16 protein-coding genes and 2 tRNA genes are annotated in these 22,079 nt (G+C 58.9%); 6 read left to right on the top strand and 12 right to left on the bottom strand.

The window, feature by feature from the left end:
- Nucleotides 1-175: 175 nt before the first annotated feature.
- From panB to AC07S6_RS11815, 6 genes are all read left to right on the top strand, one after another.
- Nucleotides 176-976 (top strand): 3-methyl-2-oxobutanoate hydroxymethyltransferase, encoded by an 801-nt coding sequence (panB, locus tag AC07S6_RS11840; RefSeq protein WP_014719944.1) that lies wholly within the window; start codon nucleotides 176-178, stop codon nucleotides 974-976.
- On the top strand, nucleotides 973-1,824 hold the full coding sequence (gene panC / locus AC07S6_RS11835; RefSeq protein WP_014719945.1) for a pantoate--beta-alanine ligase: 852 nt from the start codon (nucleotides 973-975) through the stop codon (nucleotides 1,822-1,824). Before panB ends, panC begins: the two co-directional genes overlap by 4 nt.
- 224 nt (nucleotides 1,825-2,048) lie before the next feature.
- Nucleotides 2,049-3,713, top strand: a complete 1,665-nt coding sequence (gene pgi, locus AC07S6_RS11830; RefSeq protein WP_034127010.1) for a glucose-6-phosphate isomerase — start codon at nucleotides 2,049-2,051, stop codon at nucleotides 3,711-3,713.
- A 105-nt stretch (nucleotides 3,714-3,818) separates the two neighbouring features.
- Entirely contained in the window at nucleotides 3,819-5,756 is a 1,938-nt protein-coding gene (gene acs / locus AC07S6_RS11825; protein ID WP_495112360.1) for an acetate--CoA ligase, read from the top strand.
- A 92-nt stretch (nucleotides 5,757-5,848) separates the two neighbouring features.
- Complete coding sequence (locus AC07S6_RS11820; RefSeq protein ID WP_495112359.1) at nucleotides 5,849-6,865, top strand: class I SAM-dependent rRNA methyltransferase; 1,017 nt, start codon at nucleotides 5,849-5,851, stop codon at nucleotides 6,863-6,865.
- Nucleotides 6,866-6,953: 88 nt separating this feature from the next.
- On the top strand, nucleotides 6,954-9,875 hold the full coding sequence (locus AC07S6_RS11815; RefSeq protein WP_495112358.1) for a DUF748 domain-containing protein: 2,922 nt from the start codon (nucleotides 6,954-6,956) through the stop codon (nucleotides 9,873-9,875).
- An 820-nt stretch (nucleotides 9,876-10,695) separates the two neighbouring features.
- On the opposite strand, the gene AC07S6_RS11810 is transcribed toward AC07S6_RS11815, so the two are convergent.
- The 12 genes from AC07S6_RS11810 to tpiA all read right to left on the bottom strand — a co-directional run bounded on the left by AC07S6_RS11810 (nucleotide 10,696) and on the right by tpiA (nucleotide 22,014).
- The gene (locus AC07S6_RS11810; protein ID WP_014719949.1) at nucleotides 10,696-11,316 is read right to left on the bottom strand and encodes a BON domain-containing protein; all 621 of its coding nucleotides are present in this window, start codon (nucleotides 11,314-11,316) and stop codon (nucleotides 10,696-10,698) included.
- A 294-nt stretch (nucleotides 11,317-11,610) separates the two neighbouring features.
- Nucleotides 11,611-13,716 (bottom strand): polyribonucleotide nucleotidyltransferase, encoded by a 2,106-nt coding sequence (gene pnp, locus AC07S6_RS11805; protein ID WP_003194180.1) that lies wholly within the window; start codon nucleotides 13,714-13,716, stop codon nucleotides 11,611-11,613.
- Nucleotides 13,717-13,911: 195 nt separating this feature from the next.
- Complete coding sequence (rpsO, locus tag AC07S6_RS11800; protein ID WP_003177875.1) at nucleotides 13,912-14,181, bottom strand: 30S ribosomal protein S15; 270 nt, start codon at nucleotides 14,179-14,181, stop codon at nucleotides 13,912-13,914.
- A gap of 260 nt (nucleotides 14,182-14,441) precedes the next feature.
- Entirely contained in the window at nucleotides 14,442-15,359 is a 918-nt protein-coding gene (gene truB, locus AC07S6_RS11795) for a tRNA pseudouridine(55) synthase TruB (RefSeq protein WP_014719950.1), read from the bottom strand.
- A gap of 3 nt (nucleotides 15,360-15,362) precedes the next feature.
- Nucleotides 15,363-15,758 (bottom strand): 30S ribosome-binding factor RbfA, encoded by a 396-nt coding sequence (gene rbfA / locus AC07S6_RS11790; protein ID WP_003176137.1) that lies wholly within the window; start codon nucleotides 15,756-15,758, stop codon nucleotides 15,363-15,365.
- A 159-nt stretch (nucleotides 15,759-15,917) separates the two neighbouring features.
- Complete coding sequence (gene infB, locus AC07S6_RS11785; protein WP_003194185.1) at nucleotides 15,918-18,434, bottom strand: translation initiation factor IF-2; 2,517 nt, start codon at nucleotides 18,432-18,434, stop codon at nucleotides 15,918-15,920.
- A 27-nt stretch (nucleotides 18,435-18,461) separates the two neighbouring features.
- Entirely contained in the window at nucleotides 18,462-19,943 is a 1,482-nt protein-coding gene (gene nusA, locus AC07S6_RS11780; protein WP_003194187.1) for a transcription termination factor NusA, read from the bottom strand.
- Nucleotides 19,944-19,990: 47 nt separating this feature from the next.
- On the bottom strand, nucleotides 19,991-20,449 hold the full coding sequence (gene rimP / locus AC07S6_RS11775) for a ribosome maturation factor RimP (RefSeq protein ID WP_032873230.1): 459 nt from the start codon (nucleotides 20,447-20,449) through the stop codon (nucleotides 19,991-19,993).
- Nucleotides 20,450-20,589: 140 nt separating this feature from the next.
- Nucleotides 20,590-20,666 (bottom strand) — tRNA-Met (locus tag AC07S6_RS11770).
- Nucleotides 20,667-20,762: 96 nt separating this feature from the next.
- Nucleotides 20,763-20,848: transfer RNA gene (locus AC07S6_RS11765), tRNA-Leu, on the bottom strand.
- Nucleotides 20,849-20,870: 22 nt separating this feature from the next.
- Complete coding sequence (secG, locus tag AC07S6_RS11760) at nucleotides 20,871-21,254, bottom strand: preprotein translocase subunit SecG (protein WP_003194191.1); 384 nt, start codon at nucleotides 21,252-21,254, stop codon at nucleotides 20,871-20,873.
- A gap of 4 nt (nucleotides 21,255-21,258) precedes the next feature.
- Nucleotides 21,259-22,014, bottom strand: coding sequence for a triose-phosphate isomerase (tpiA, locus tag AC07S6_RS11755; RefSeq protein WP_153475667.1), 756 nt, complete (start codon nucleotides 22,012-22,014; stop codon nucleotides 21,259-21,261).
- Nucleotides 22,015-22,079 lie beyond the last annotated feature (65 nt).

Raw genomic sequence — 22,079 nt, 5'->3', positions numbered from 1 at the left:
ATCCAATTGACTTCCCGTGTCCTCCTCACGACTATAGGCGTCCCGCTGCCGCCAACCCGGCGCGACAGGGCGCAATCCAGGCCTTATAAGCACTGCTTTCAAGACAGTGCGCCTGTATAAACGAAGACTCACGCGCGTTACTCGCTGTTTCCAAGCGCCTGAACGAGGACCTTTCATGCCAGACATTACCCTGACCACCTTGCAGAGCCTCAAGCTCAAAGGTGAAAAAATCACCATGCTGACCTGCTATGACGCCACCTTCGCCCACGCCAGCTGCCAGGCTGGCGTCGAAGTGCTGCTGGTGGGCGACTCCCTGGGCATGGTTCTTCAAGGGAATGACAGCACGCTGCCCGTGACCACCGATGAGCTCGCCTACCACACCGCCAGCGTCAAGCGTGGCAACGATGGCGCCTTGATCATCGCGGACCTGCCGTTCATGGGTTACGCCACCCTTGAGCAAACCTTCCTGAACGCCGGCAAGCTGATGCAGGCGGGCGCGCATATGATCAAAGTCGAAGGTGCCGTGTGGCTGGCCGAGTCGATCCGGTTGCTGGCCGAGCGCGGCGTGCCAGTGTGCGCGCACATGGGCCTGACACCGCAGTCGGTGAATATCCTCGGTGGTTACAAGGTCCAGGGCCGCAATGAAGCCCAGGCCCGCCAGATGCGCGCCGATGCTATTGCACTGGAACAAGCCGGTGCTGCGATGATTCTGCTGGAGTGCGTGCCGAGCGAACTGGCCGCCGAAATCACCCAGGCCGTCAAAGTGCCCGTGATCGGGATTGGCGCAGGTTCCGCCACTGACGGCCAAGTGCTGGTATTGCACGACATGCTCGGCCTGTCGATCACTGGCCACGTACCGAAGTTCGTGAAGAACTTCATGGCCGGCCAGGACAGCATCCACGCGGCCCTGAGCGCCTACGTCAGCGAAGTCAAGAATGTAACTTTCCCAGGTATTGAACACGGGTTCTCGGCATGAACACCGTTAAAACCGTCCGCGAACTGCGGGCTGCCGTAACCCACGCCCGCAGCGCCGGCAAACGCATCGGCTTTGTGCCCACCATGGGTAACCTGCACAGCGGCCACGCCACTCTGGTGACCAAGGCCGCGCAGCAAGCGGATTTCGTAGTGGCGAGCATTTTCGTCAACCCGCTGCAATTCGGCGCGGGCGAAGACCTGGACAAATACCCGCGCACGTTGGCCGCCGACCAGGAAAAACTCCTGCAGGCGGGCTGCAACCTGCTGTTCGCGCCCACGGTCGAGGAAATGTACCCCGATGGCATGAACGGCCAGACCCGAGTCAGCGTGCCACAGCTGTCCGAAGGCTTGTGCGGCGCCAGCCGCCCAGGGCACTTCGAAGGCGTGGCCACGGTGGTCAGCAAGCTGTTCAACATGGTCCAGCCGGACATGGCCGTATTCGGCCAGAAGGACTACCAGCAGTTGGCGGTGATCCGCGCCATGGTCCGCGACCTGAACATGCCGATCCAGATCATCGGCGAGCCTACCGTGCGCGCCGAGGACGGCCTCGCGCTGTCATCACGCAACGGTTACCTCACCGAGGAGCAACGTGCGGTCGCGCCAGTGCTGTACCGCGCGCTCAGCCAGATCGCCACGGCCATCCAGGGCGGCGATCATGATTTTGCCAGGCTTCGCGCCGAGCACATTCAGCAGATTGAAGCCGCAGGGCTGCGCATGGACTACCTGGAAGTGCGCCAAGGCGTACATCTGCGCCCGGCCACGGCTGAAGATCGTGATGTGGTGATCCTGGTCGCCGCTTATCTGGGGGCAACACGCCTCATCGATAACCTGCACCTGAACCTCGCCTGACCCCCGCTTTACCCTCAACCTGTTGCCCCGACGGCTGTGCCGGTATAAAAAAGTACCGGCCACAGCGCAGACAAAGCCAAGACATATCCACACGCTAGGTTTAATGTAACTGCCCTGCGCTATGGTTAGCGCTGTCTGGAACCCAATCCTTGCGATAAGACTGGATGTTCCGGGCTTTGAAGTGTCCTAAAGGCAGTCCCCGTAATAAAAGGAAACCCGCAGCGATGGCGTACTACCGCACCCCTCATGACGTTACCGCGCTGCCCGCCTGGCAAGCGCTTGTTCAACATCGCCAAGCCATGCAGGATTTCAGCATGCGCGAGGCGTTCAATGCCGATCCTCAGCGTTTTTCCCAGTTCACCTTGAGCAGCTGCGGACTTTTCCTCGATTACTCGAAAAACCTGATCACCAGCGAAACCCGCGACCTGTTGGTGGGCCTGGCCAAGGAAGTCAATCTCAAGGCGGCGATCGACGCGCAGTACGCTGGCGAACCGGTCAACTCCTCCGAGGGCCGCCCTGCCCTGCACACCGCCCTGCGCCGCCCGGTGGGCGACAAGCTGTCGGTCAACGGCGTGAACATCATGCCGGACGTGCACAAGGTGCTGAACCAGATCACTGACCTGGTCGGCCGTATCCACGACGGCCTGTGGCGCGGCTACACCGAGAAGCCGATCACCGACGTGGTGAACATCGGTATCGGTGGCTCATTCCTCGGCCCGGAACTGGTCTCGGAGGCCTTGCTGTCCTACGCCCATAAAGGTGTGCGTTGCCACTACCTGGCGAACATCGACGGCAGCGAGTTCCACGAACTGACCATGAAGCTGCGCGCCGAGACCACGCTGTTTATCGTCTCGTCCAAATCCTTCAACACCCTGGAAACCCTGAAAAACGCCCAGGCCGCCCGCGCCTGGTACCTGGCCCAGGGAGGCTCGGAAGCCGAGCTGTATCGCCACTTCATCGCCGTCTCGAGCAACAATGCCGCAGCCGTGGCCTTCGGTATCCGCGAAGAAAACATCTTCCCCATGTGGGACTGGGTCGGTGGGCGCTACTCGCTGTGGTCTGCCATCGGCTTGCCAATTGCCCTGGCTATCGGCATGTCCAACTTCAAGGAACTGCTGTCGGGTGCCTACACCATGGACCAGCACTTCCTGAACGCGCCGTTCGAAGCCAACATGCCCGTGCTGCTGGGCTTGCTGGGGGTGTGGTACGGCAACTTCTGGGGTGCGCAGAGCCATGCGATACTGCCGTACGACCATTACCTGCGTAACATCACCAAGCATTTGCAGCAGTTGGACATGGAATCCAATGGCAAGAGCGTGCGCCAGGACGGCACGCCCGTGTCCACCGATACCGGCCCGGTGATCTGGGGCGGCGTAGGCTGCAACGGCCAGCACGCTTACCACCAGTTGCTGCACCAAGGGACTCAACTGATCCCGGCCGACTTCATCGTGCCGATCGTCAGTTTCAACCCTGTGTCCGACCACCATCAGTGGCTGTACGCCAACTGCCTGTCCCAGAGCCAGGCGCTGATGCTCGGCAAGACCCGCAGCGAGGCCGAAACCGAGCTGCGTGAGAAGGGCCTGCCGGAAGCCGAAGTACAGAAGCTGGCACCGCACAAGGTGATCCCGGGTAACCGTCCGAGCAACACCCTGGTGGTCGAGCGCATCAGCCCGCGTCGCCTTGGCGCACTGGTGGCTATGTATGAACACAAGGTGTTCGTGCAGAGCGTGGTGTGGGGCATCAACGCCTTCGACCAATGGGGCGTTGAACTGGGCAAGGAGCTGGGCAAAGGCGTGTACAACCGCCTGACCGGCGCCGAAGAAACCTTGGCCGAAGATGCGTCGACCCAGGGCCTGATCAACTACTTCCGCGGTCGTCACCGCGGCTGAAGCCGTTCATTCAAGGTCAACGTGCGTTTGGACGTTGGCCTTGAACCCTCCCGTCCCAGGGTGCATCTTTATGACTTGTCGCAAAAACAAGAATAAGGAGCGCTCATGTTCGATATCAGCACCTTTCCCACCGCCGATGCCGTCCGCCGGGCTGCGCAGCTCAGTCAAGAGGACTACCAGCGCCTCTATCGCCAATCCATCGACCAGCCAGACACCTTCTGGGCCGAACAGGCCAAGGGCTTTCTCGACTGGATAAAACCTTGGCACAGCGTGCAGCAGTCAGACATCCACACCGGGGCCGCCCAATGGTTTGCCGGCGGTCAATTGAACGTCAGCTACAACTGCATTGACCGGCACCTGGCGCAACGCGCCGATCAGCCGGCCTTCATCTGGGAAGGCGACGATCCGTCAAAATCCTGCACGATTACTTACCGTCAACTGCACCAAAACGTCAGCCGCCTGGCCAATGTGTTGAAAAGCCGTGGCGTGAACAAAGGTGATCGCGTTTGCATCTACATGCCGATGATCCCCGAGGCGGCCTTCGCCATGCTGGCCTGCACGCGAATTGGCGCAGTGCACTCGGTGGTGTTTGGTGGTTTCTCTCCTGAAGCCCTGCGCGACCGCATCCTCGACGCTGATTGCCGCACCGTAATCACCGCCGACGAGGGCGTACGCGGTGGCAAGCCCGTGGCGTTGAAACATAACGTCGACAAAGCCCTGGCCAGTTGCCCGAATGTCAGCACAGTACTGGTGGTGGAGCGCACCGGGGCGAGCGTGAATTGGCACGAGGGCCGCGACCTCAAGTACCAAGCTGCCCTGGACGCCGCCAGCGACAACTGCCCACCCGAGCCGATGGACGCCGAAGACCCGCTGTTCATCCTCTATACCTCCGGCAGCACCGGCAAACCCAAAGGCGTGTTGCACACCACCGCTGGCTACCTGTTGCAAGCGGCGATGACCTTCAAGTACGTGCTCGATTACCAGGAAGGTGAAGTGTTCTGGTGCACCGCCGACGTAGGCTGGGTCACCGGCCACAGCTATATCGTCTATGGTCCGCTAGCCAATGGCGCCACCTCGCTGATGTTCGAAGGCGTACCGAGTTATCCGGACAGTTCGCGCTTCTGGCAGGTCATCGATAAACACCAGGTGAATATCTTCTACACAGCACCCACCGCCCTGCGCGCCCTGATGCGCGAAGGCCACGGCCCGCTGCAGAGCACATCGCGCGCCAGCCTGCGCCTGCTGGGCAGCGTAGGTGAGCCGATCAACCCGGAAGCCTGGGACTGGTATTTCAACGCCGTCGGCGAACAGCGCTGCCCGATTGTCGATACTTGGTGGCAGACCGAAACCGGCGGCATCATGCTCAGCCCGCTGGTCAGCGCCCAGCGCATCAAACCGGGCTGCGCGACACAGCCCATGTTCGGCGTACAACCAGTTTTGCTCGATGAACAGGGCAAGGAAATCAGTGGCGCCGGCAGTGGTGTACTCGCCATCAGATCAAGCTGGCCGGGGCAGATTCGCAGCGTCTACGGCGACCCGCAGCGCATGATCGACACCTACTTCAAGCCCTACCCCGGCTACTACTTCACCGGGGATGGCGCACGGCGCGATGAAGACGGCGACTACTGGATCACCGGGCGGATCGACGATGTGATCAACGTCTCGGGCCATCGCATCGGCACCGCTGAAGTGGAGAGCGCCCTGGTGCTGCATGATCAGGTCGCCGAAGCCGCCGTGGTGGGCTACCCCCACGACGTCAAGGGCCAGGGCATCTACGCCTTTGTCACCCCAATGAATGGCGTCGAACCCAGCGACGCGTTGAAAAAGCACCTGCTGGAGTTGGTCAGCAAGGAGATTGGCAGCTTCGCCAAACCGGAATTGATCCAATGGGCCCCTGCCCTGCCGAAAACCCGCTCCGGCAAGATCATGCGGCGCATCTTGCGCAAGATCGCCTGTAACGAACTGGACAGCCTGGGCGACACCTCGACCCTGGCCGACCCCAGCGTGGTGGACGGTTTGATCGACAAACGCCTCAACCGATAGCGCCAGGATTATCCCCGGCCTGTGCAGGCCGGGGTTAGCTGTTAAACTTCGCGCCCCATTTTTCTTATTCATCTACCAGCAAGGCGCGCTCCATGACTCCCTTGAATCAGGCGCTGCGCGCCGCCCTCGATCACCGCCAAGACCTGATCAACACGCTGCACGCCCAGGGTACGGACTGCTATCGGCTTTTTCACGGCAGCCAGGAAGGCGCCGGGGGCTTGACCATCGACCGCTACGGCCCGCAATTGCTGGTACAAAGCTTCCACCAGTCCCTGGAAACGGCAGACCTGCTGGACCTGCACCAACTGATCAACCAATACATGGGCCTGGAATTGTTGCTGGTGTACAACGACCGTGCCCGCGGCAACTCTCGCATCGACCGCGAAGACACGGTGTACCGCGCGGAGCCTGGCGCATTGGAAGATCTGGTCGGCCACGAGTGGGGCCTCAACTACCGTGTGCGCGGGCGCCACGCCGGGCAAGACCCACTGCTGTTCCTCGACCTGCGCAACACCCGGGGCTGGGTCAAGGACCACAGCTCCGGCAAAAGCGTGCTGAACCTGTTCGCTTACACGTGCGGTGTGGGTTTGAGCGCGGCAGCCGGCGGCGCACACGAGGTGTGCAACCTGGACTTTGCCGAGGGCAACCTGGCAGTGGGACGTGAAAACGGCCAGCTCAACCCGCAGTTGCCGAGCATGGAGTTTGTACAGTCCGATTACTTCCCGGCCATTCGCCAACTGGCGGGCCTGCCCATCACCCAGCGGCGCGGGCAGAAGCTGCCGAGCTATCCGCGCCTGGAGCAACGCCAGTACGACCTGGTACTGCTCGATCCTCCCGCCTGGGCCAAGAGCGCTTTCGGCACTGTCGACCTATTGCGCGACTATCAAAGCCTGCTCAAACCCGCACTGCTGGCCACCGCCGACAATGGCGTGCTGATTTGCTGCAACAACCTGGCAAAAGTCAGCATGGAGGACTGGCGTGAGCAGGTGCTGCGCTGCGCAGAAAAAGCCGGGCGCCCGGTGCGCGAATGGCAGGTTATGACACCTGGAGCCGACTTTCCCTCCAGGGACCAGCAGCCTCCGCTGAAGACGCTGATCCTGCATTTGTAGGAAGTTTCCCGGCACCCACGGTTCTTCGGAACCGAATTCCCGTGCCATACTCCAAGGCACTCCCGTTCGACATAGATGGCGTTCACCCATGCCCAAAGGATTGATCCGCGCCGTAGGCGCCTTGTTGACCGCCCTTGCTTTGTACAGCTTGCTGGGCTTTCTGATATTACCCGGCATCGCCCTTCGCATTGCCAACCAACAGTTGGCCAATTACGCCACGGTGCCGTCGCGAATCGAGCGCATCGAACTCAACCCCTTCAGCCTGGAACTGACGCTGTGGGGCCTGAAGATCGGCGAGCCAGGCAAAGAGCAAGTAGGTTTCGAACGCCTCTACGCCAACCTGCAGATCGACAGCCTCTGGACCCGCGCCCTGCACCTGGCCGACGTGCAACTGGACAAGCCCAAGACCGAACTGCTGTTCGACAAGTCCGGCCAACTGAACCTGGCGCAGTTATTCAAACTGCCGCCGAGCGAGCCAACCCCGGCCGATCCCGATGCCAAGCCGTTCCCACTGCGTATCGACAGCATCAAGCTGGCGGGCGGTAACCTGCACTTCCAGGACATGCGCCCCAGCGAGCCCATCGAATTCCTCTACGACGAACTCGACTTCGAGCTGAAAAACCTAAGCACCTTGCCCGACGACAATGCCGACATGACCCTGGTCGCCGCCGGCCCCGAAGGTGGGCAAATCGACTGGAAAGGCAACTTCAGTCTGGTACCGATCACCTCTGAAGGCACCTTGAAGGTGACCGACGGCAAGATGAAAGCCTGGTGGCCGTATGTACGTGACGCCCTGCCACTGGTGTTGGAAGACGGGGTGCTCAACTTCAGCACTGACTACAAATTCAGCCTGGCCAAAGAAACCGAGCTGAACCTGACCAACACCGCCGCCAGCATCGCCCCCTTTGCTATAAAGGCCCCCGATGGCCGGCCACTGGCACGCCTGGAACGCCTGGACGTCAGCGAAACCACGGTAGACCTGGCCAAGCAGCAGGTCATTATCGGCAAGATCCGCAGCAACAAGCTGGAAACCTGGGCCGCCCGTGAGGCCGATGGTCAATTGGACTGGCAGAAGCTGTTCGCCAGCCAACCGAGCAAACCGGCCAAGGCACCGGAACCAAGCGCTGCCGACGCGCCGTCGGCGCAACCGGCGGCCCCGAGCAAACCGTGGCAAGTGCTGCTCAAGGACGTGCAACTGCGTAACTATCAGGTGCACCTGGCCGACCGCCAGGCTAAACCGGCTGTGGCGCTGGAACTGGGCCCGTTGAATGTCGACGTACAGAACTTCGACAGCCTCAACCAGAGCCCCTTCGCCTTGAAGGTCGACACCGGCCTGGGCAAGCAAGGCAAGATCCAGGCAACCGGCGAAGTTAACCTCAACCCGGTCAGTGCCAAGCTGAAAGTGAACACCCAGGACATCGACCTGCGGGTCGCCCAGGCCTATATCAGCCCGTTTATTCGCTTGGAATTGCGCAGCGGCATGCTCGGCAGCAACCTGGACGTAAACCTCAAAAGCACCGAGCCACTGGCCCTCCAGGTCACCGGCCGCGCCCAGGTTGACCAGTTGCATACCCTGGACACCCTAAAGACCCGCGACTTCCTCAAATGGCAGCGCCTGGTGTTGGAAGGCCTGAACTACCAGCACGGCCAAAGCCTGTCGATCGACAAGGTCAACCTGTTGCAGCCGTATGCGCGCTTCATGATCAACGAAGATCGCACCACCAACATCGACGACCTGCTGATTCCGCAGCCGGCCGACAGCGGCAGCAAGTCGGCAGCCAAACCTGCCGCCAGTAACGAAAAGCCCTTGGGCATTCATATCGGGCAGATCGCGATCAACGACGGTTCGGCCAACTTTGCCGACTTCAGCCTCACCCCCAACTTTGCCACCGCGATTCAACAGCTCAACGGCCAGATTGGCACCATCGACAGTCGCCAGGCCAAACCGGCCAGCGTCGATATCAAGGGCAAGGTGGACCGTTACGCGCCAGTGACGATCAAAGGCAGCGTGAACCCGTTTGATCCGATGGCCGCGCTGGACATCGCCACCAGCTTCAAGCGTGTCGAGCTGACCAACCTGACGCCTTACTCAGGTAAATTCGCAGGCTTCCGCATCCGCAAGGGCCGCCTGAATCTCGATCTGCACTACGTGATCACCAAAGGCCAATTGAAGGCTGAAAACAAAGTGGTGGTCGAGCAACTGCAGTTGGGTGAAAAAGTCGACAGCTCTGATGCCGTCGACTTACCGATTCGCCTGGCCGTCGCCCTGCTCAAGGACTCCGATGGCAAGATCTCCATCGAACTGCCGGTAAGCGGCGACCTGAACAACCCGCAATTCAGCGTGATGCCGATTGTGTGGCAGACCCTGCGCAACCTCGTGGTACGCGCGGCAACCGCGCCCTTCAAGTTCATTGGCGGGCTGGTCACTGGTGGCGGCTCTGAAGACTTGGGCAATGTGTCGTTCGCCGCAGGCTCCAGTGAACTGAACAAAGACGCCGAAGGCGCTCTGAACACCCTGGCCAAGGCGCTGAAAGAGCGCCCTGCCCTGCGCCTGGAAATTGAAGGCACAGCCGCCGCCAGCAGTGACGGGCCGTTCCTGGCCGCACAGCGACTGGAACGTGAATACCAATACAACTATTACAAGATCCTCCAGCGCCGTGGCGACAAAGTCCCTGCCCAGGCCTCGTTGCTTGAGGTGCCGGAGAAGGAAAAAGCACCATTGCTGGAAGGCATCTACCGCACCCGCCTCAAACAGCAACCCCCGGCCGAATGGAAAGACCTGGGCAGCGATGAGCGCTCGGCGAAACTCAAGGACGGTGTGATCAAGTTCTGGAGTGGCAGTGATGTACTGCTGCGCCAGTTGGGGCAGGATCGAGCCAGCACTATCAAGGATTACCTGGTAGACAAGGGCCAGTTGGAAGATGACCGCGTGTACTTCATCGATGCGCAGCTGGGGCAGGCCGAGAAGGATGGCCGGGTGATCACTCCAATGCATCTGGATGCTGAGTAACTTCTAAGCACCACCCATCCTAATGTGGGAGCTGGCTTGCCTGCGATAGCATCACCTCGGTGCAACTGAATGACCGAGGTGCCAGCATCGCAGCATAGGTATCTACACAATTTTGTAGGTTGTAGCAGCCGACGGTAACCACGATGCGAAGCGAGTCGCTCTTGATCTTGATCTGCTTTTGATCTCAAGCGCCCCGTTAAACCACGCTGGCCGGAATTCGATAGGGATTTGGGGGGTAAACCGGCAGGGATGCCGGTTTAGCCGCCCCGCGCCATGGATGGCGCGTGGCGGCGGCCCCCCAAATCACTGGCGGATTACGGGCACACCGAGCCTAGGCGAGGTGCCGAGTGGTGGGGCAAGAGCGCTTTGCTTACTTTCGCGCTTTTCGAAAGTGAGCCGCCGTCAGGGCGGACCCTAAGTGGCCGTTACCTAAATAATGGATATGTACTCGGTCAAATCCAATATCCCGGTCGGCTGGCAGGCCGTCTTCGCAGGCAAGCCAGCTCCCACATTTGGATCGCGGTGTGTCAGTTAGAACAGCGTCGGCTATCCGGTCGTCACGGGAGCAAGCTCCCTCGCCACAGGTCCAGCGTCGCACCAAAGTTGTGTCGATACCTATGCGCATCGCAGGCAAGCCAGCTCCCACATTTTTTGACCTGATCATTCTGTTTCAGCCTGAAATAGAACAGGCCCCGACACAAGTGCCGGGGCCTGTAATGACCACATCCGTGTGGTCGGTCGCATGAACTCCAGAGGTGCGTCAGGTGGATATCTAACTCACCCTAAGCCGCCGCTATTCAGTCCAGACGAAACGTCAACGTTACTCTGCTTTCAGGCCATCGGCCGAGACAGCTTTAACGCCTTTGATCTTCTTGGTGATCGCTACAGCCGTTTCTTTCTGCGAAGCGGTCACAGCGGTAGGCGACGACAGGGATACAACACCTTTGTTGGTTTCAACCTTGATGTCGGTGCCAGGAATGCCTTTTTCAGTGACCAGGTCAGCCTTCACTTTGGTAGTGATCCAAGTATCGCTGGTGGTCTCTTTAGCGTCGTGGGCAGCGCCTTTGGTTTTGTCGATGCCGTCAGCTTTGGTAGCACCGCCAGCCAGCAGGCCGTCAGCAGAAACCGCAGTCACACCTTTGATTTTCTTGGTGATGGCTACAGCAGTAGCTTTCTGCGAATCCGAGACTGCTACGTCGGAGGACAGGGAAACCACACCTTTGTTGGTCTCAACCTTGATGTCCGAACCTGGAATGCCTTTTTCGGTCAGCAGGTCAGCTTTGACTTTAGTGGTGATCCAAGTATCCGAAACGCTTTCCTTAGCCTTGGTCGCTTCACCCGCCGCCAAAGTCATAGGGGCTTGGGAAGTCTGAGCAAAGGCTACGTTAGCACCCATGGCCAGGGTCAGAGCGGTAGCAGTAGCGAGAGCGAACTTCTTCATACGAGTAACTCCTGTTTTATTAAAAGTCTGCAGGCGTAAACCTTCATGCTGCAGCGCTACCAGGGATATTGCAGGCAGTGTGCCAACTCGCCGAACAGATTAAATCCCTTAATAAACAATGAGTTATAAAATTATCGAGTTTTCGAAATCGTGCAACTTGCATGAAGCCCATCGTGCCTGCATGCAAGTTGCGGCTTTTGGGCGGCGCTAAACGGCTGATTCTGTTTCATTTTCTCACGCCCATAAAAAAAGGACTCCGAGGAGTCCTTTTTTCAGCGTGAAGCCTGCGGGTGATTAAACGCCCGAAGCCTTGGCTGCTGCTACGTCCTTGATGGACAGCTTGATACGGCCGCGGTTGTCCACGTCCAGTACCAGCACTTCCACTTCCTGGCCTTCTTTCAGAATGTCGGTCACTTTCTCAACGCGAGCATCGCTCAGCATGGAGATGTGAACCAGACCGTCTTTGCCCGGGAGGATGTTGACGAACGCGCCGAAGTCGACGATGCGCTCAACCTTACCAACGTAGATCTTGCCGATCTCGGCCTCAGCGGTGATACCCAGGACGCGCTGGCGTGCTGCTTCAGCCGCTTCCTTGGTTTCGCCGAAGATCTTGATCGAACCGTCGTCTTCGATGTCGATCGAAGCCTTGGTTTCTTCACAGATCGCACGGATGGTCGCGCCGCCTTTACCGATGACATCACGGATTTTGTCGGTGTCGATTTTCATCGCGATCATGGTCGGAGCATTTTCCGACAGCTCGGTGCGGGACTGACCAATGATCTGGTTCATCTGGCCGAGGATGTTCAGGCGCGCTTCCAGGGCTTGGCCCAGGGCGATTTCCATGATCTCTTCGGTGATGCCCTTGATCTTGATGTCCATCTGCAGCGCGGTCACACCTTTGGCGGTACCGGCTACTTTGAAGTCCATGTCGCCCAGGTGGTCTTCGTCACCCAGGATGTCGGTCAGGATGGCGAACTTCTCGCCTTCTTTAACCAGGCCCATGGCGATACCGGCAACCGGTGCCTTCATTGGCACACCGGCGTCCATCAGCGCCAGGGAAGCACCGCAGACCGAAGCCATGGAGCTGGAACCGTTGGACTCGGTGATTTCCGATACAACACGGATGGTGTACGGGAACACGTCAGCGGCAGGCAGCATGGCCTGAACCGAACGACGAGCCAGACGGCCGTGACCGATTTCACGACGACCCGCGCCGCCCATACGACCACACTCGCCCACCGAGAACGGAGGGAAGTTGTAGTGCAGCATGAAGGGGTCTTTTTTCTCGCCTTCCAGGGTGTCCAGCAGTTGTGCGTCGCGGGCAGTACCCAGGGTCGCAACGACCAGGGCCTGGGTTTCGCCACGGGTGAACAGCGCCGAACCGTGAGTCTTCGGCAGTACGCCGACTTCGATGTTCAGCGGACGCACGGTGCGGGTGTCGCGACCGTCGATACGTGGCTTGCCGTTAACGATGTTTTCGCGAACGGTGCGGTATTCGATCTCACCGAAAGCAGCTTTGACTTCGCTGGAGGAAGGCTGGCCTTCTTCGCCGGACAGCTTGGCAACGACCTGGTCCTTCAGCTCACCCAGGCGAGCGTAGCGGTCGGCCTTGACGGTGATGGTGTAGGCGTCGGAGATGGCAGCGCCGAACTCGGAGCGGATAGCGCCCAGCAGTTCGGTGGCTTCCGGGGCAGCAGCCCAGGTCCAGGTCGGCTTGGCAGCTTCGGCAGCCAATTCTTTGACCGCATTGATCACAACCTGGAACTCGTCGTGAGCAAACAGTACGGCACCCAGCATCTGGTCTTCGGTCAGCTCTTTGGCTTCCGATTCAACCATCAATACGGCTTCGGACGTACCGGCAACGACCATGTCCAGGCTCGAGGCTTTCTGTTGCTCGTAAGTCGGGTTCAGCAGGTAGCCGGTGCTTTCGTGGAACGCAACGCGGGCAGCGCCGATCGGGCCATCGAAAGGAATACCGGAGATGGCCAGGGCAGCCGAGGTACCGATCATCGCAGCGATGTCCGGATCGGTCTTCTTGCTGGTGGAAACGACGGTGCAGACAACCTGCACTTCGTTCATGAAGCCTTCTGGGAACAGCGGACGGATCGGACGGTCGATCAGTCGGGAAGTCAGGGTTTCTTTCTCGGAAGGACGGCCTTCGCGCTTGAAGAAACCGCCAGGGATCTTACCGGCAGCGTAAGTCTTTTCCTGGTAGTGAACGGACAGAGGGAAGAAGCCCTTGCTCGGGTCAGCGGTCTTGGCGCCAACAACGGTCACCAGTACGGTCACGTCGTCGTCAACGGTAACCAGCACTGCGCCGGAGGCTTGACGGGCGATACGGCCTGTCTCGAGGGTAACGGTCGACTGACCGAACTGGAATTTTTTGATAACCGGGTTCACGGTGTCCTACCTTCTTTGTGGCTCTTGGGGGAACTTGTCTTCTTGCGAAATTCTTGGGCAATGCCGGGAATCGGCCCGACGCTCGTCCAGGGTAAAACGTGTATCCAGATAAAACTTGAGGCTGGGAGCCTACCACGGGCCACCGGGAATCCCGATGACACGCGGCAGACAACCAACCTCTAGCGCAATCGCTTATTAGCGACGCAGACCCAGGCGACCGATCAGAGTCTGATAACGACCCAGATCCTTGCCTTTCAGGTAGTCCAGCAGCTTACGGCGCTGGTTTACCATGCGGATCAGACCACGACGGGAGTGGTGGTCTTTACCGTTGGCCTTGAAGTGACCTTGCAGTTTGTTGATGTTGTGGGTCAGCAGTGCAACTTGCACTTCTGGCGAACCAGTGTCACCAACAGCTTGCTGATAGTCAGCTACGATTTGTGCTTTTTCTTGAACGTCGAGAGCCATGAGGCAATCCTTTTTTCAGGAAACCACCCAAAGGGCAGTTTCAACAGGCCAGGGACAAATCCCTGTATCTAAAAATGAGTAGTGACCGTGCCTGTTAACAGCCACACTCGTTCCAGTTTGCGTAAAAGCTACTGCGCTCGGTAATCCTGCGTCAAAAACAGGCTCGGAATGCTCATTAACAGCAGTTAACTCCGCTTCCTCGCCTGTTTTTTCCTTGTCTTACCTTCGCTCGCTACGCTTTTACCACAAACTGGTTCCGGTCATTCTGACCGAATCAGCCGACGCGGCGCGATGCGCCCGTCTTCGCTCACTTCACCGATACCGATAAAGCGACCGTTATGATCCTGTACTCGCACCATGCCGAACTTCGGGGCATCCGGGGCGCGTACCGGCTGGCCGTTGAGCCAGTAGAACGCGCTGTGCTCCGAGAAGTGCAGCAGCGGCCAATCGAGCAAACCGCTGTCCGATGGCATGAGGAAGCGATCAACCGCTTCATTGCCGCCCTCGGCGTGTACCGCTTCCAACTCTTCCAGCGTGACCGTCTGGGCCAGGCTGAAAGGCCCGGCCTGGGTGCGTCGCAGTTCTGCAACGTACGCGCCGCAACCGAGCTTTTCACCAATATCTTCCACCAGGGTACGGATATAGGTGCCTTTGCTGCAGTCCACGGCCAAACGGGCAGTGTCGCCTTCACAAGCGAGCAATTCCAAGCGCGCAATAGTAACAGAACGCGGTTCGCGCTCCACTACTTCGCCCGCACGTGCCAGCTTGTAAAGTGGCTGGCCATCGCGCTTGAGTGCCGAGTACATCGGCGGTATCTGACTGATTTGCCCACGAAAAGCGGGTAAGGCAGCTTCGATATCCGCACGACCAACGGTCACGTCGCGAACCTGCAAAACATCACCTTCGGCATCTGCCGTGGTGGTGGTCTTGCCCAGTTGCATCAGGGTTTCGTAACCCTTGTCGGAATCAAGCAGGTATTGCGAAAACTTGGTGGCCTCGCCAAAGCACAACGGCAATACACCGGTGGCCAATGGATCAAGGCTGCCGGTATGCCCGGCCTTCTCGGCATTGAGCAGCCAGCGAACCTTCTGCAACGCGGCATTGGAGGTAAAGCCAATGGGTTTGTCGAGCAGAATGATGCCACTGACGTTGCGACGGATACGTTTGACCTGAGCCACCGCTTACTCCTTGGCGTCTTCAGGTGTGGACGGATGCTGGCTGTCTTCAGCCACGGCGCGCTCGATCAGGGCCGACAGGTGCGCGCCACGCACGACGCTTTCGTCGTAGTGGAAGTGCAACTGTGGAACGCTGCGCAGCTTCATTTCACGGGCCAACTGCATACGCAGGAAACCTGCGGCGGAGTTGAGCACCTTGATGCTTTGCGCGATTTCTTCGCTGTTGTCCTGCCCCATTACGGTGATGAAGATCTTGGCGTGACCCACGTCACGGCTCACTTCAACAGCGGTAATGGTGACCAGGCCAACGCGTGGGTCTTTGACTTCGCGGCGGATCAGTTGGGCCAGCTCACGCTGCATCTGATCGCCGATACGCTGGGTACGGCTGTATTCTTTTGCCATGTCTTGTTACCTGTTACTGCCACACGGTGAAACCCGTGGGGTCTGAAAGCGGCAAACGCCCGGCCTGACAAAAGCCAGACCGGGCGTTGCGTTTAGAGTCCTGACGCTGCGCGGGGCATCTGCATGCCCACACGCTGCGCGGCTCCTGAAGTGCGCGAGTTAGAGGCTGCGAGCAACCTGAACCTTCTCGAAGACTTCGATCTTGTCGCCAACCTTGACGTCGTTGTAGCTCTTGACGCCGATACCGCATTCCATGCCGGCACGTACTTCGGCAGCGTCATCCTTGAAGCGGCGCAGGGATTCCAGCTCGCCTTCGAAGATAACGATGTCTTCACGCAGTACACGGATTGGACGGTTACGGTACACAGTGCCTTCAACCACCATGCAGCCGGCGATCGCACCGAATTTCGGCGAGCGGAACACGTCACGCACCTCGGCGATACCCAGGATGTTCTCCCGGACGTCGCTGCCAAGCATACCGGTAAGGGCTTTCTTGACGTCTTCGATGATGTCGTAGATGACGTTGTAGTAACGCATGTCCAGGCCTTCCTGCTCGACGATCTTGCGAGCGCCAGCATCGGCACGCACGTTGAAGCCGAACAGTACAGCGTTGGAAGCCAGTGCCAGGTTGGCGTCGGATTCGGTGATACCACCGACACCGCCACCGACAACGCGCACTTGCACTTCGTCGTTACCCAGGCCGTTCAAGGCGCCGTTCAACGCTTCGAGGGAACCACGAACGTCAGACTTGAGGACGATGTTAAGCGTCTTCTTCTCTTCCTGGCCCATGTTCTCGAAGATGTTTTCCAGCTTGCCGGCGTGAGCACGGGCCAGCTTGACCTCGCGGAACTTGCCTTGACGGAACAGAGCCACTTCACGGGCTTTCTTCTCATCAGCCACTACGCTCATCTCGTCGCCAGCGTCCGGCGTACCGTCCAGGCCGAGAATCTCGACTGGGATAGCAGGACCTGCTTCCTTGATTGGCTTGCCGTTCTCGTCGAGCATGGCACGTACACGGCCGTAGTTCGAACCGACCAGTACCATGTCGCCTTGGCGCAGGGTACCGTCTTGGACCAGCACGGTGGCAACCGGGCCACGGCCCTTGTCGAGACGGGACTCAACCACGACGCCACGGCCAGGAGCCGATGGAGTAGCGGTCAGTTCCAGGACTTCAGCTTGCAACAGGACCGCTTCGAGCAGTTCGTCAACGCCGGTACCCATTTTCGCCGAGACCGATACGAATGGCGTCTCGCCACCCCATTCCTCGGACGTCACGCCGTGAACCGACAGTTCGCTACGGATGCGATCGAGATCGGCGCCCGGCTTGTCGATTTTGTTCACGGCAACGACCAGAGGAACACCGGCAGCCTTGGCGTGCTGGACAGCTTCAATGGTCTGCGGCATTACGCCGTCGTCCGCTGCAACCACCAGGATCACGATGTCGGTCGCCTTGGCACCACGGGCACGCATTGCGGTAAACGCGGCGTGACCTGGGGTGTCGAGGAAGGTGACCATGCCGCGCTCGGTTTCAACGTGGTATGCACCGATGTGCTGGGTAATACCACCGGCTTCGCCTGCGGCAACCTTGGCACGACGGATGTAGTCGAGCAGGGAAGTCTTACCGTGGTCAACGTGGCCCATTACGGTCACGACCGGCGCACGGGAAACCGCTTCACCTTCAAACTTCAGGGACTCGGCCAGGGAATCTTCCAGGGCGGTGTCGCTGACCAGGGTCACTTTGTGGCCCAGCTCTTCAGCAACCAACTGGGCAGTTTCCTGGTCCAGTACCTGGTTGATGGTGGCTGGAGTACCCAGCTTGAACATGAACTTGATGATTTCAGCAGCCTTGACCGACATCTGCTGGGCCAGATCGCCCACAGTGATGGTCTCGCCGATCTTCACTTCACGCACGACAGGGCCGGTTGGGCTCTGGAAACCGTGGGCGTTGCGCTTCTTCAGCTTGGCCTTGCCGCGACCACCACGACGGAAGCCATCGCTTTCTTCGTCGGTGGTACGTGGGGCAACGCGTGGCGCAGGCGCTTTCTCTTTGACCGAGGCGCGGTGCGGAGCGTTTTTACGCTCGCCATCGCCACCACCACCGCGACGATTGTTGTCGTCAGCACGTGGTTTGTCCGGACGACGAGGCTCGTCGCGCTTGCGGGCGTCTGCTGCAGGAGCAGGTGCGGCGGCAGCCGGGGCAGCCTCACGCACAGCTTCAACAGGGGCGGCGACCGCGTCAGTGGCAGCAGGTTGCGCAGCAGCAGGCTGGCGACGCGCTTCTTCTTCGGCGCGACGCTTGGCTTCTTCTTCAGCCTTCTGACGTGCAGCATTTTCTACTGCGCGACGTTCTTCCAGCTCGCGTTTGCGCTCGGCTTCGATTTCTTCCGGGCTGCGCTGTACGAAGACTTTCTTCTTGCGTACTTCAACGCTGATGCTCTTGCTACCTGCAACCCGCAGGGTGCTGGTGGTTTTGCGCTGCAATGTAATCTTGCGCGGTTCTTCCACTTTCGCCTTGTGGCTGCTCTTCAAGTGAGTCAGCAAAGACTGCTTCTCACTATCGCTCACACCTTCATCGGCGGCGGTGTGCGGCAGACCTGCCTCACGCATCTGCTGCAACAGGCGCTCTACCGGTGTTTTGACCTCATCGGCCAGTTGTTTCACCGTGACTTGCGTCATGCACTTCTCTCCTCAGGCCGCGCCTAATTACTCGAACCAATGGGCTCGGGCGGCCATGATCAACTTGCCGGCACGATCTTCGTCAATGCCGTCGATGTCGAGCAGATCGTCAATAGACTGCTCGGCCAGGTCTTCGCGGGTAATTACGCCGCGCACCGCCAGTTCCATCGCCAAATCCTTGTCCATACCCTCAAGCGAGAGCAGGTCTTCGGCCGGATGGGCGTCTGCCAGCTTTTCCTCAGTAGCGATGGCTTTAGTCAACAAACGATCCTTGGCCCGAGCGCGGAGCTCGTTGACGATATCCTCGTCAAAGCCGTCGATGTTGAGCATTTCTTCCAACGGTACGTAGGCAATCTCTTCCAGGCTGGTGAAGCCTTCATCTACCAGCACCTGTGCCAGTTCTTCATCGACTTCCAACTCTTCGATGAAGTTGCGCAGGATGTCACCGGTTTCAGCTTGCTGCTTAGCCTGGATGTCCGATTCGGTCATCACGTTCAGGGTCCAGCCGGTCAGTTGGCTGGCCAGACGCACGTTCTGACCACCACGACCAATGGCCTGAGCCAGATTGTCTGCGCCAACGGCGATGTCCATTGCATGGGCATCTTCGTCAACGATAATTGCCGCCACTTCAGCTGGCGACATGGCGTTGATCACGAACTGCGCCGGGTTATCGTCCCACAGGACGATGTCCACACGCTCACCGCCCAATTCGCCCGACACTGCCTGGACGCGCGAACCGCGCATACCGATGCAAGCGCCTTGCGGGTCGATGCGTTTGTCCTTGGAGCGGACCGCGATCTTGGCACGCGAACCCGGGTCACGGGACGCAGCCATCACTTCGATCAGGCCTTCGGCGATTTCCGGCACTTCGATACGGAACAGCTCGATCAGCATTTCCGGCGCGGTACGCGACAGGATCAACTGCGGGCCGCGGTTCTCGGTGCGGATTTCCTTGAGCAGCGCACGCAGACGCACGCCGACACGGAAGGTTTCGCGAGAGATGATGTCTTCGCGGGCCAGCAACGCTTCGGCGTTGTTGCCCAGGTCGACGATCACGTTGTCGCGGGTAACTTTTTTCACGGTGCCAGAGATGATTTCACCCAGGCGTTCGCGATAGGCGTCAACGACTTGAGCGCGCTCGGCTTCGCGAACCTTCTGCACAATGACCTGCTTGGCGGTCTGTGCAGCAATACGGCCGAATTCGATCGACTCGATCTTTTCTTCGACAACATCGCCAACCTGAGCGCCCGGATGCGTTTGCGCAACCTTGCTTGGCCAGGTTTCGATGGCCGGATCATCAAGATCGTCCTCTTCGACCACCGTCCAGCGACGGAAAGTCTCATAGGCACCGGTGTGGCGGTTGATTTCCACACGCAGATCTACTTCGTCTTCAAAACGTTTCTTGGTAGCAGTGGCCAGGGCCAGCTCCAACGCTTCAAAAATCACGCTTGCCGGTACACCCTTTTCATTGGATACCGACTCAACAACCAGCAGTACTTCTTTGCTCATCGTACGCCTCGCCTTTCGCAAGCCATTGGATCCGCGGGATCCGCGTCTCAGTCAAAACTGGGAATAATGTTGGCCTTGTCGATCATATCGATCGGCAACAGGAACTCGTGGTCTTCTACCTGCACCACGACATCCTGCTCTTCTACACCGCGCAGAAGGCCCTGAAAGTTGCGCCGCCCTTCAAAGGGGGAGCGCAGCTTGATCTTCACTTGTTCACCGGCATATTTAGCAAACTGCTCGATAGTGAACAGTGGGCGTTCCATGCCTGGCGAGGAAACTTCAAGGGTGTATTCAACGGAGATTGGATCTTCAACATCCAGCACACCGCTGATCTGACGGCTGACAATGGCACAATCGTCCACCAGCACGCCGCCCTCTTTATCGATATAAACGCGCAACATTGAGTGGCGACCTTGAGCCGAAAACTCAATACCCCAGCATTCATAGCCTAGGGCCACGACCACCGGGGCCAACAAGGCCTGCAACTCTTCTAGCTTGCTCGACACCTGAACCCCCTCGTGCATGTATGTGCATGCTGTGCAAAATAAAAAAATGGGCGAAACGCCCATCCTTGAAACGCCGTCGAACAGCGGCGTTGAAAGTGTCCAGCTAACAAAAAGCCCCTTAAAAGGGGCTCCGCTAAAACTGGTTGCGGGGGCCGGATTTGAACCGACGACCTTCGGGTTATGAGCCCGACGAGCTACCAGACTGCTCCACCCCGCGACAAAGCTGGGGCGGAAGTATACGACCGATCCCTTACAGGGTCAATGTAACCTTCCACCTACAAGAAAGCCCGCAACAGCGGGCTCTCCTGATAATTGGTACCGAGAAGGGGACTCGAACCCCTACACCCTATGGGCACAACCACCTCAAGGTTGCGTGTCTACCAATTCCACCACCTCGGCAATACAGCGTTTACAACCCTTCTTACTTCTGCTCTTGAGCTGGAGGTACGTCAGTCGCTGGAGTAGCCGACTTTTGCTCTTGAAGCACCGGGACATCATCAGAAGCCGGTTTTGCTTTTGGAACTTCCAACACTGCTGGGTTTGGCAAACCTACTTGAGTCAGCACATGAGCTTTCTCTTTAGCAAAGTAACCTAACCCTAAGCTGGTTATGAAGAAACCTGCGGCAAGTATAGCAGTAAACTTACTAAGAAAGGTAGAGGAACCTTGGCTTCCGAACACAGTATTTGAAGCACCTGCACCGAAAGACGCACCAGCATCCGCACCTTTACCCTGTTGCAACAAAACCAGAGCAACTACGCTCAGGGCAGCCAACAGATGAAAAACGACTACGACTGTTTCCAGCATTTTTTCAGTTTCCCGCGGCGCGACAGATCGCACCGAACTCATCTGCATTCAGGGAAGCTCCACCAATGAGCCCCCCATCGATATCCGGCATGCCGAACAGTTCGACCGCATTGGCCGCCTTCACGCTGCCGCCGTATAGAAGCCGCACACCTTGTGCGACTTCAGAATTCTCTGCCGCCAACTGCGCGCGGATGGCTGCGTGCACATCCTGCGCCTGTTGCGGTGTAGCAGTCAGCCCGGTGCCAATGGCCCAGACCGGCTCGTAAGCAATAACTGCCTTTGCAAATGCACCAACACCCAGCTCCTCGATGATGCTGCCCAGCTGACGCGAGACAACTTCAAGAGTCTTGCCCGATTCGCGCTGCTCAAGGGTCTCCCCTATGCACAACACCGGAATCAAGCCACAAGCCTGTGCTGCGGCGAACTTGCGGTTGAGCGCCCCATCCCGCTCGCCCATCATCTGGCGACGCTCGGAGTGCCCGACAAGCACATAGGAACAACCCGCATCAACCAGCTGACTCGGCGAAATCTCGCCGGTCAACGCACCTTGCATCGGCTCCACCGCAGAGTTCTGCGCGCCGACCTGAATCGACTTGCCCTTCAAGCCATCAACCACTTGGTTGATATGCAAGCAAGGCGGGAACACCGCGACGTCAACACCGCTAGGCAAGGCCAAGTGACGAAGGCCGTTGATCAGCTCAGCGACACTGGCGCGGGTACCGTGCATCTTCCAGTTACCAGCTACCATAGTGCGACGCATGCTGTACCCCGTCGGTCAAAGTGGGCGCAGATGTTACCCAACCACATCATCACTGGCAAGCCGAA

This window comes from Pseudomonas sp. GW821-FHT07B01, from assembly GCF_059419065.1.
This window is presented reverse-complemented; position numbering and strand designations above follow the sequence as displayed.

Excerpts from the sequence above, each read along its gene's own strand:
- panB (WP_014719944.1), top strand. The coding sequence starts at position 176 with ATGCCAGACATTACCCTGACCACCTTGCAGAGCCTCAAGCTCAAAGGT.
- panC (WP_014719945.1), top strand. The coding sequence starts at position 973 with ATGAACACCGTTAAAACCGTCCGCGAACTGCGGGCTGCCGTAACCCAC.
- pgi (WP_034127010.1), top strand. The coding sequence starts at position 2,049 with ATGGCGTACTACCGCACCCCTCATGACGTTACCGCGCTGCCCGCCTGG.
- acs (WP_495112360.1), top strand. The coding sequence starts at position 3,819 with ATGTTCGATATCAGCACCTTTCCCACCGCCGATGCCGTCCGCCGGGCT.
- AC07S6_RS11820 (WP_495112359.1), top strand. The coding sequence starts at position 5,849 with ATGACTCCCTTGAATCAGGCGCTGCGCGCCGCCCTCGATCACCGCCAA.
- AC07S6_RS11815 (WP_495112358.1), top strand. The coding sequence starts at position 6,954 with ATGCCCAAAGGATTGATCCGCGCCGTAGGCGCCTTGTTGACCGCCCTT.
- AC07S6_RS11810 (WP_014719949.1), bottom strand. The coding sequence starts at position 11,316 with ATGAAGAAGTTCGCTCTCGCTACTGCTACCGCTCTGACCCTGGCCATG.
- rpsO (WP_003177875.1), bottom strand. The coding sequence starts at position 14,181 with ATGGCTCTCGACGTTCAAGAAAAAGCACAAATCGTAGCTGACTATCAG.
- rbfA (WP_003176137.1), bottom strand. The coding sequence starts at position 15,758 with ATGGCAAAAGAATACAGCCGTACCCAGCGTATCGGCGATCAGATGCAG.
- infB (WP_003194185.1), bottom strand. The coding sequence starts at position 18,434 with ATGACGCAAGTCACGGTGAAACAACTGGCCGATGAGGTCAAAACACCG.
- nusA (WP_003194187.1), bottom strand. The coding sequence starts at position 19,943 with ATGAGCAAAGAAGTACTGCTGGTTGTTGAGTCGGTATCCAATGAAAAG.
- secG (WP_003194191.1), bottom strand. The coding sequence starts at position 21,254 with ATGCTGGAAACAGTCGTAGTCGTTTTTCATCTGTTGGCTGCCCTGAGC.
- tpiA (WP_153475667.1), bottom strand. The coding sequence starts at position 22,014 with ATGCGTCGCACTATGGTAGCTGGTAACTGGAAGATGCACGGTACCCGC.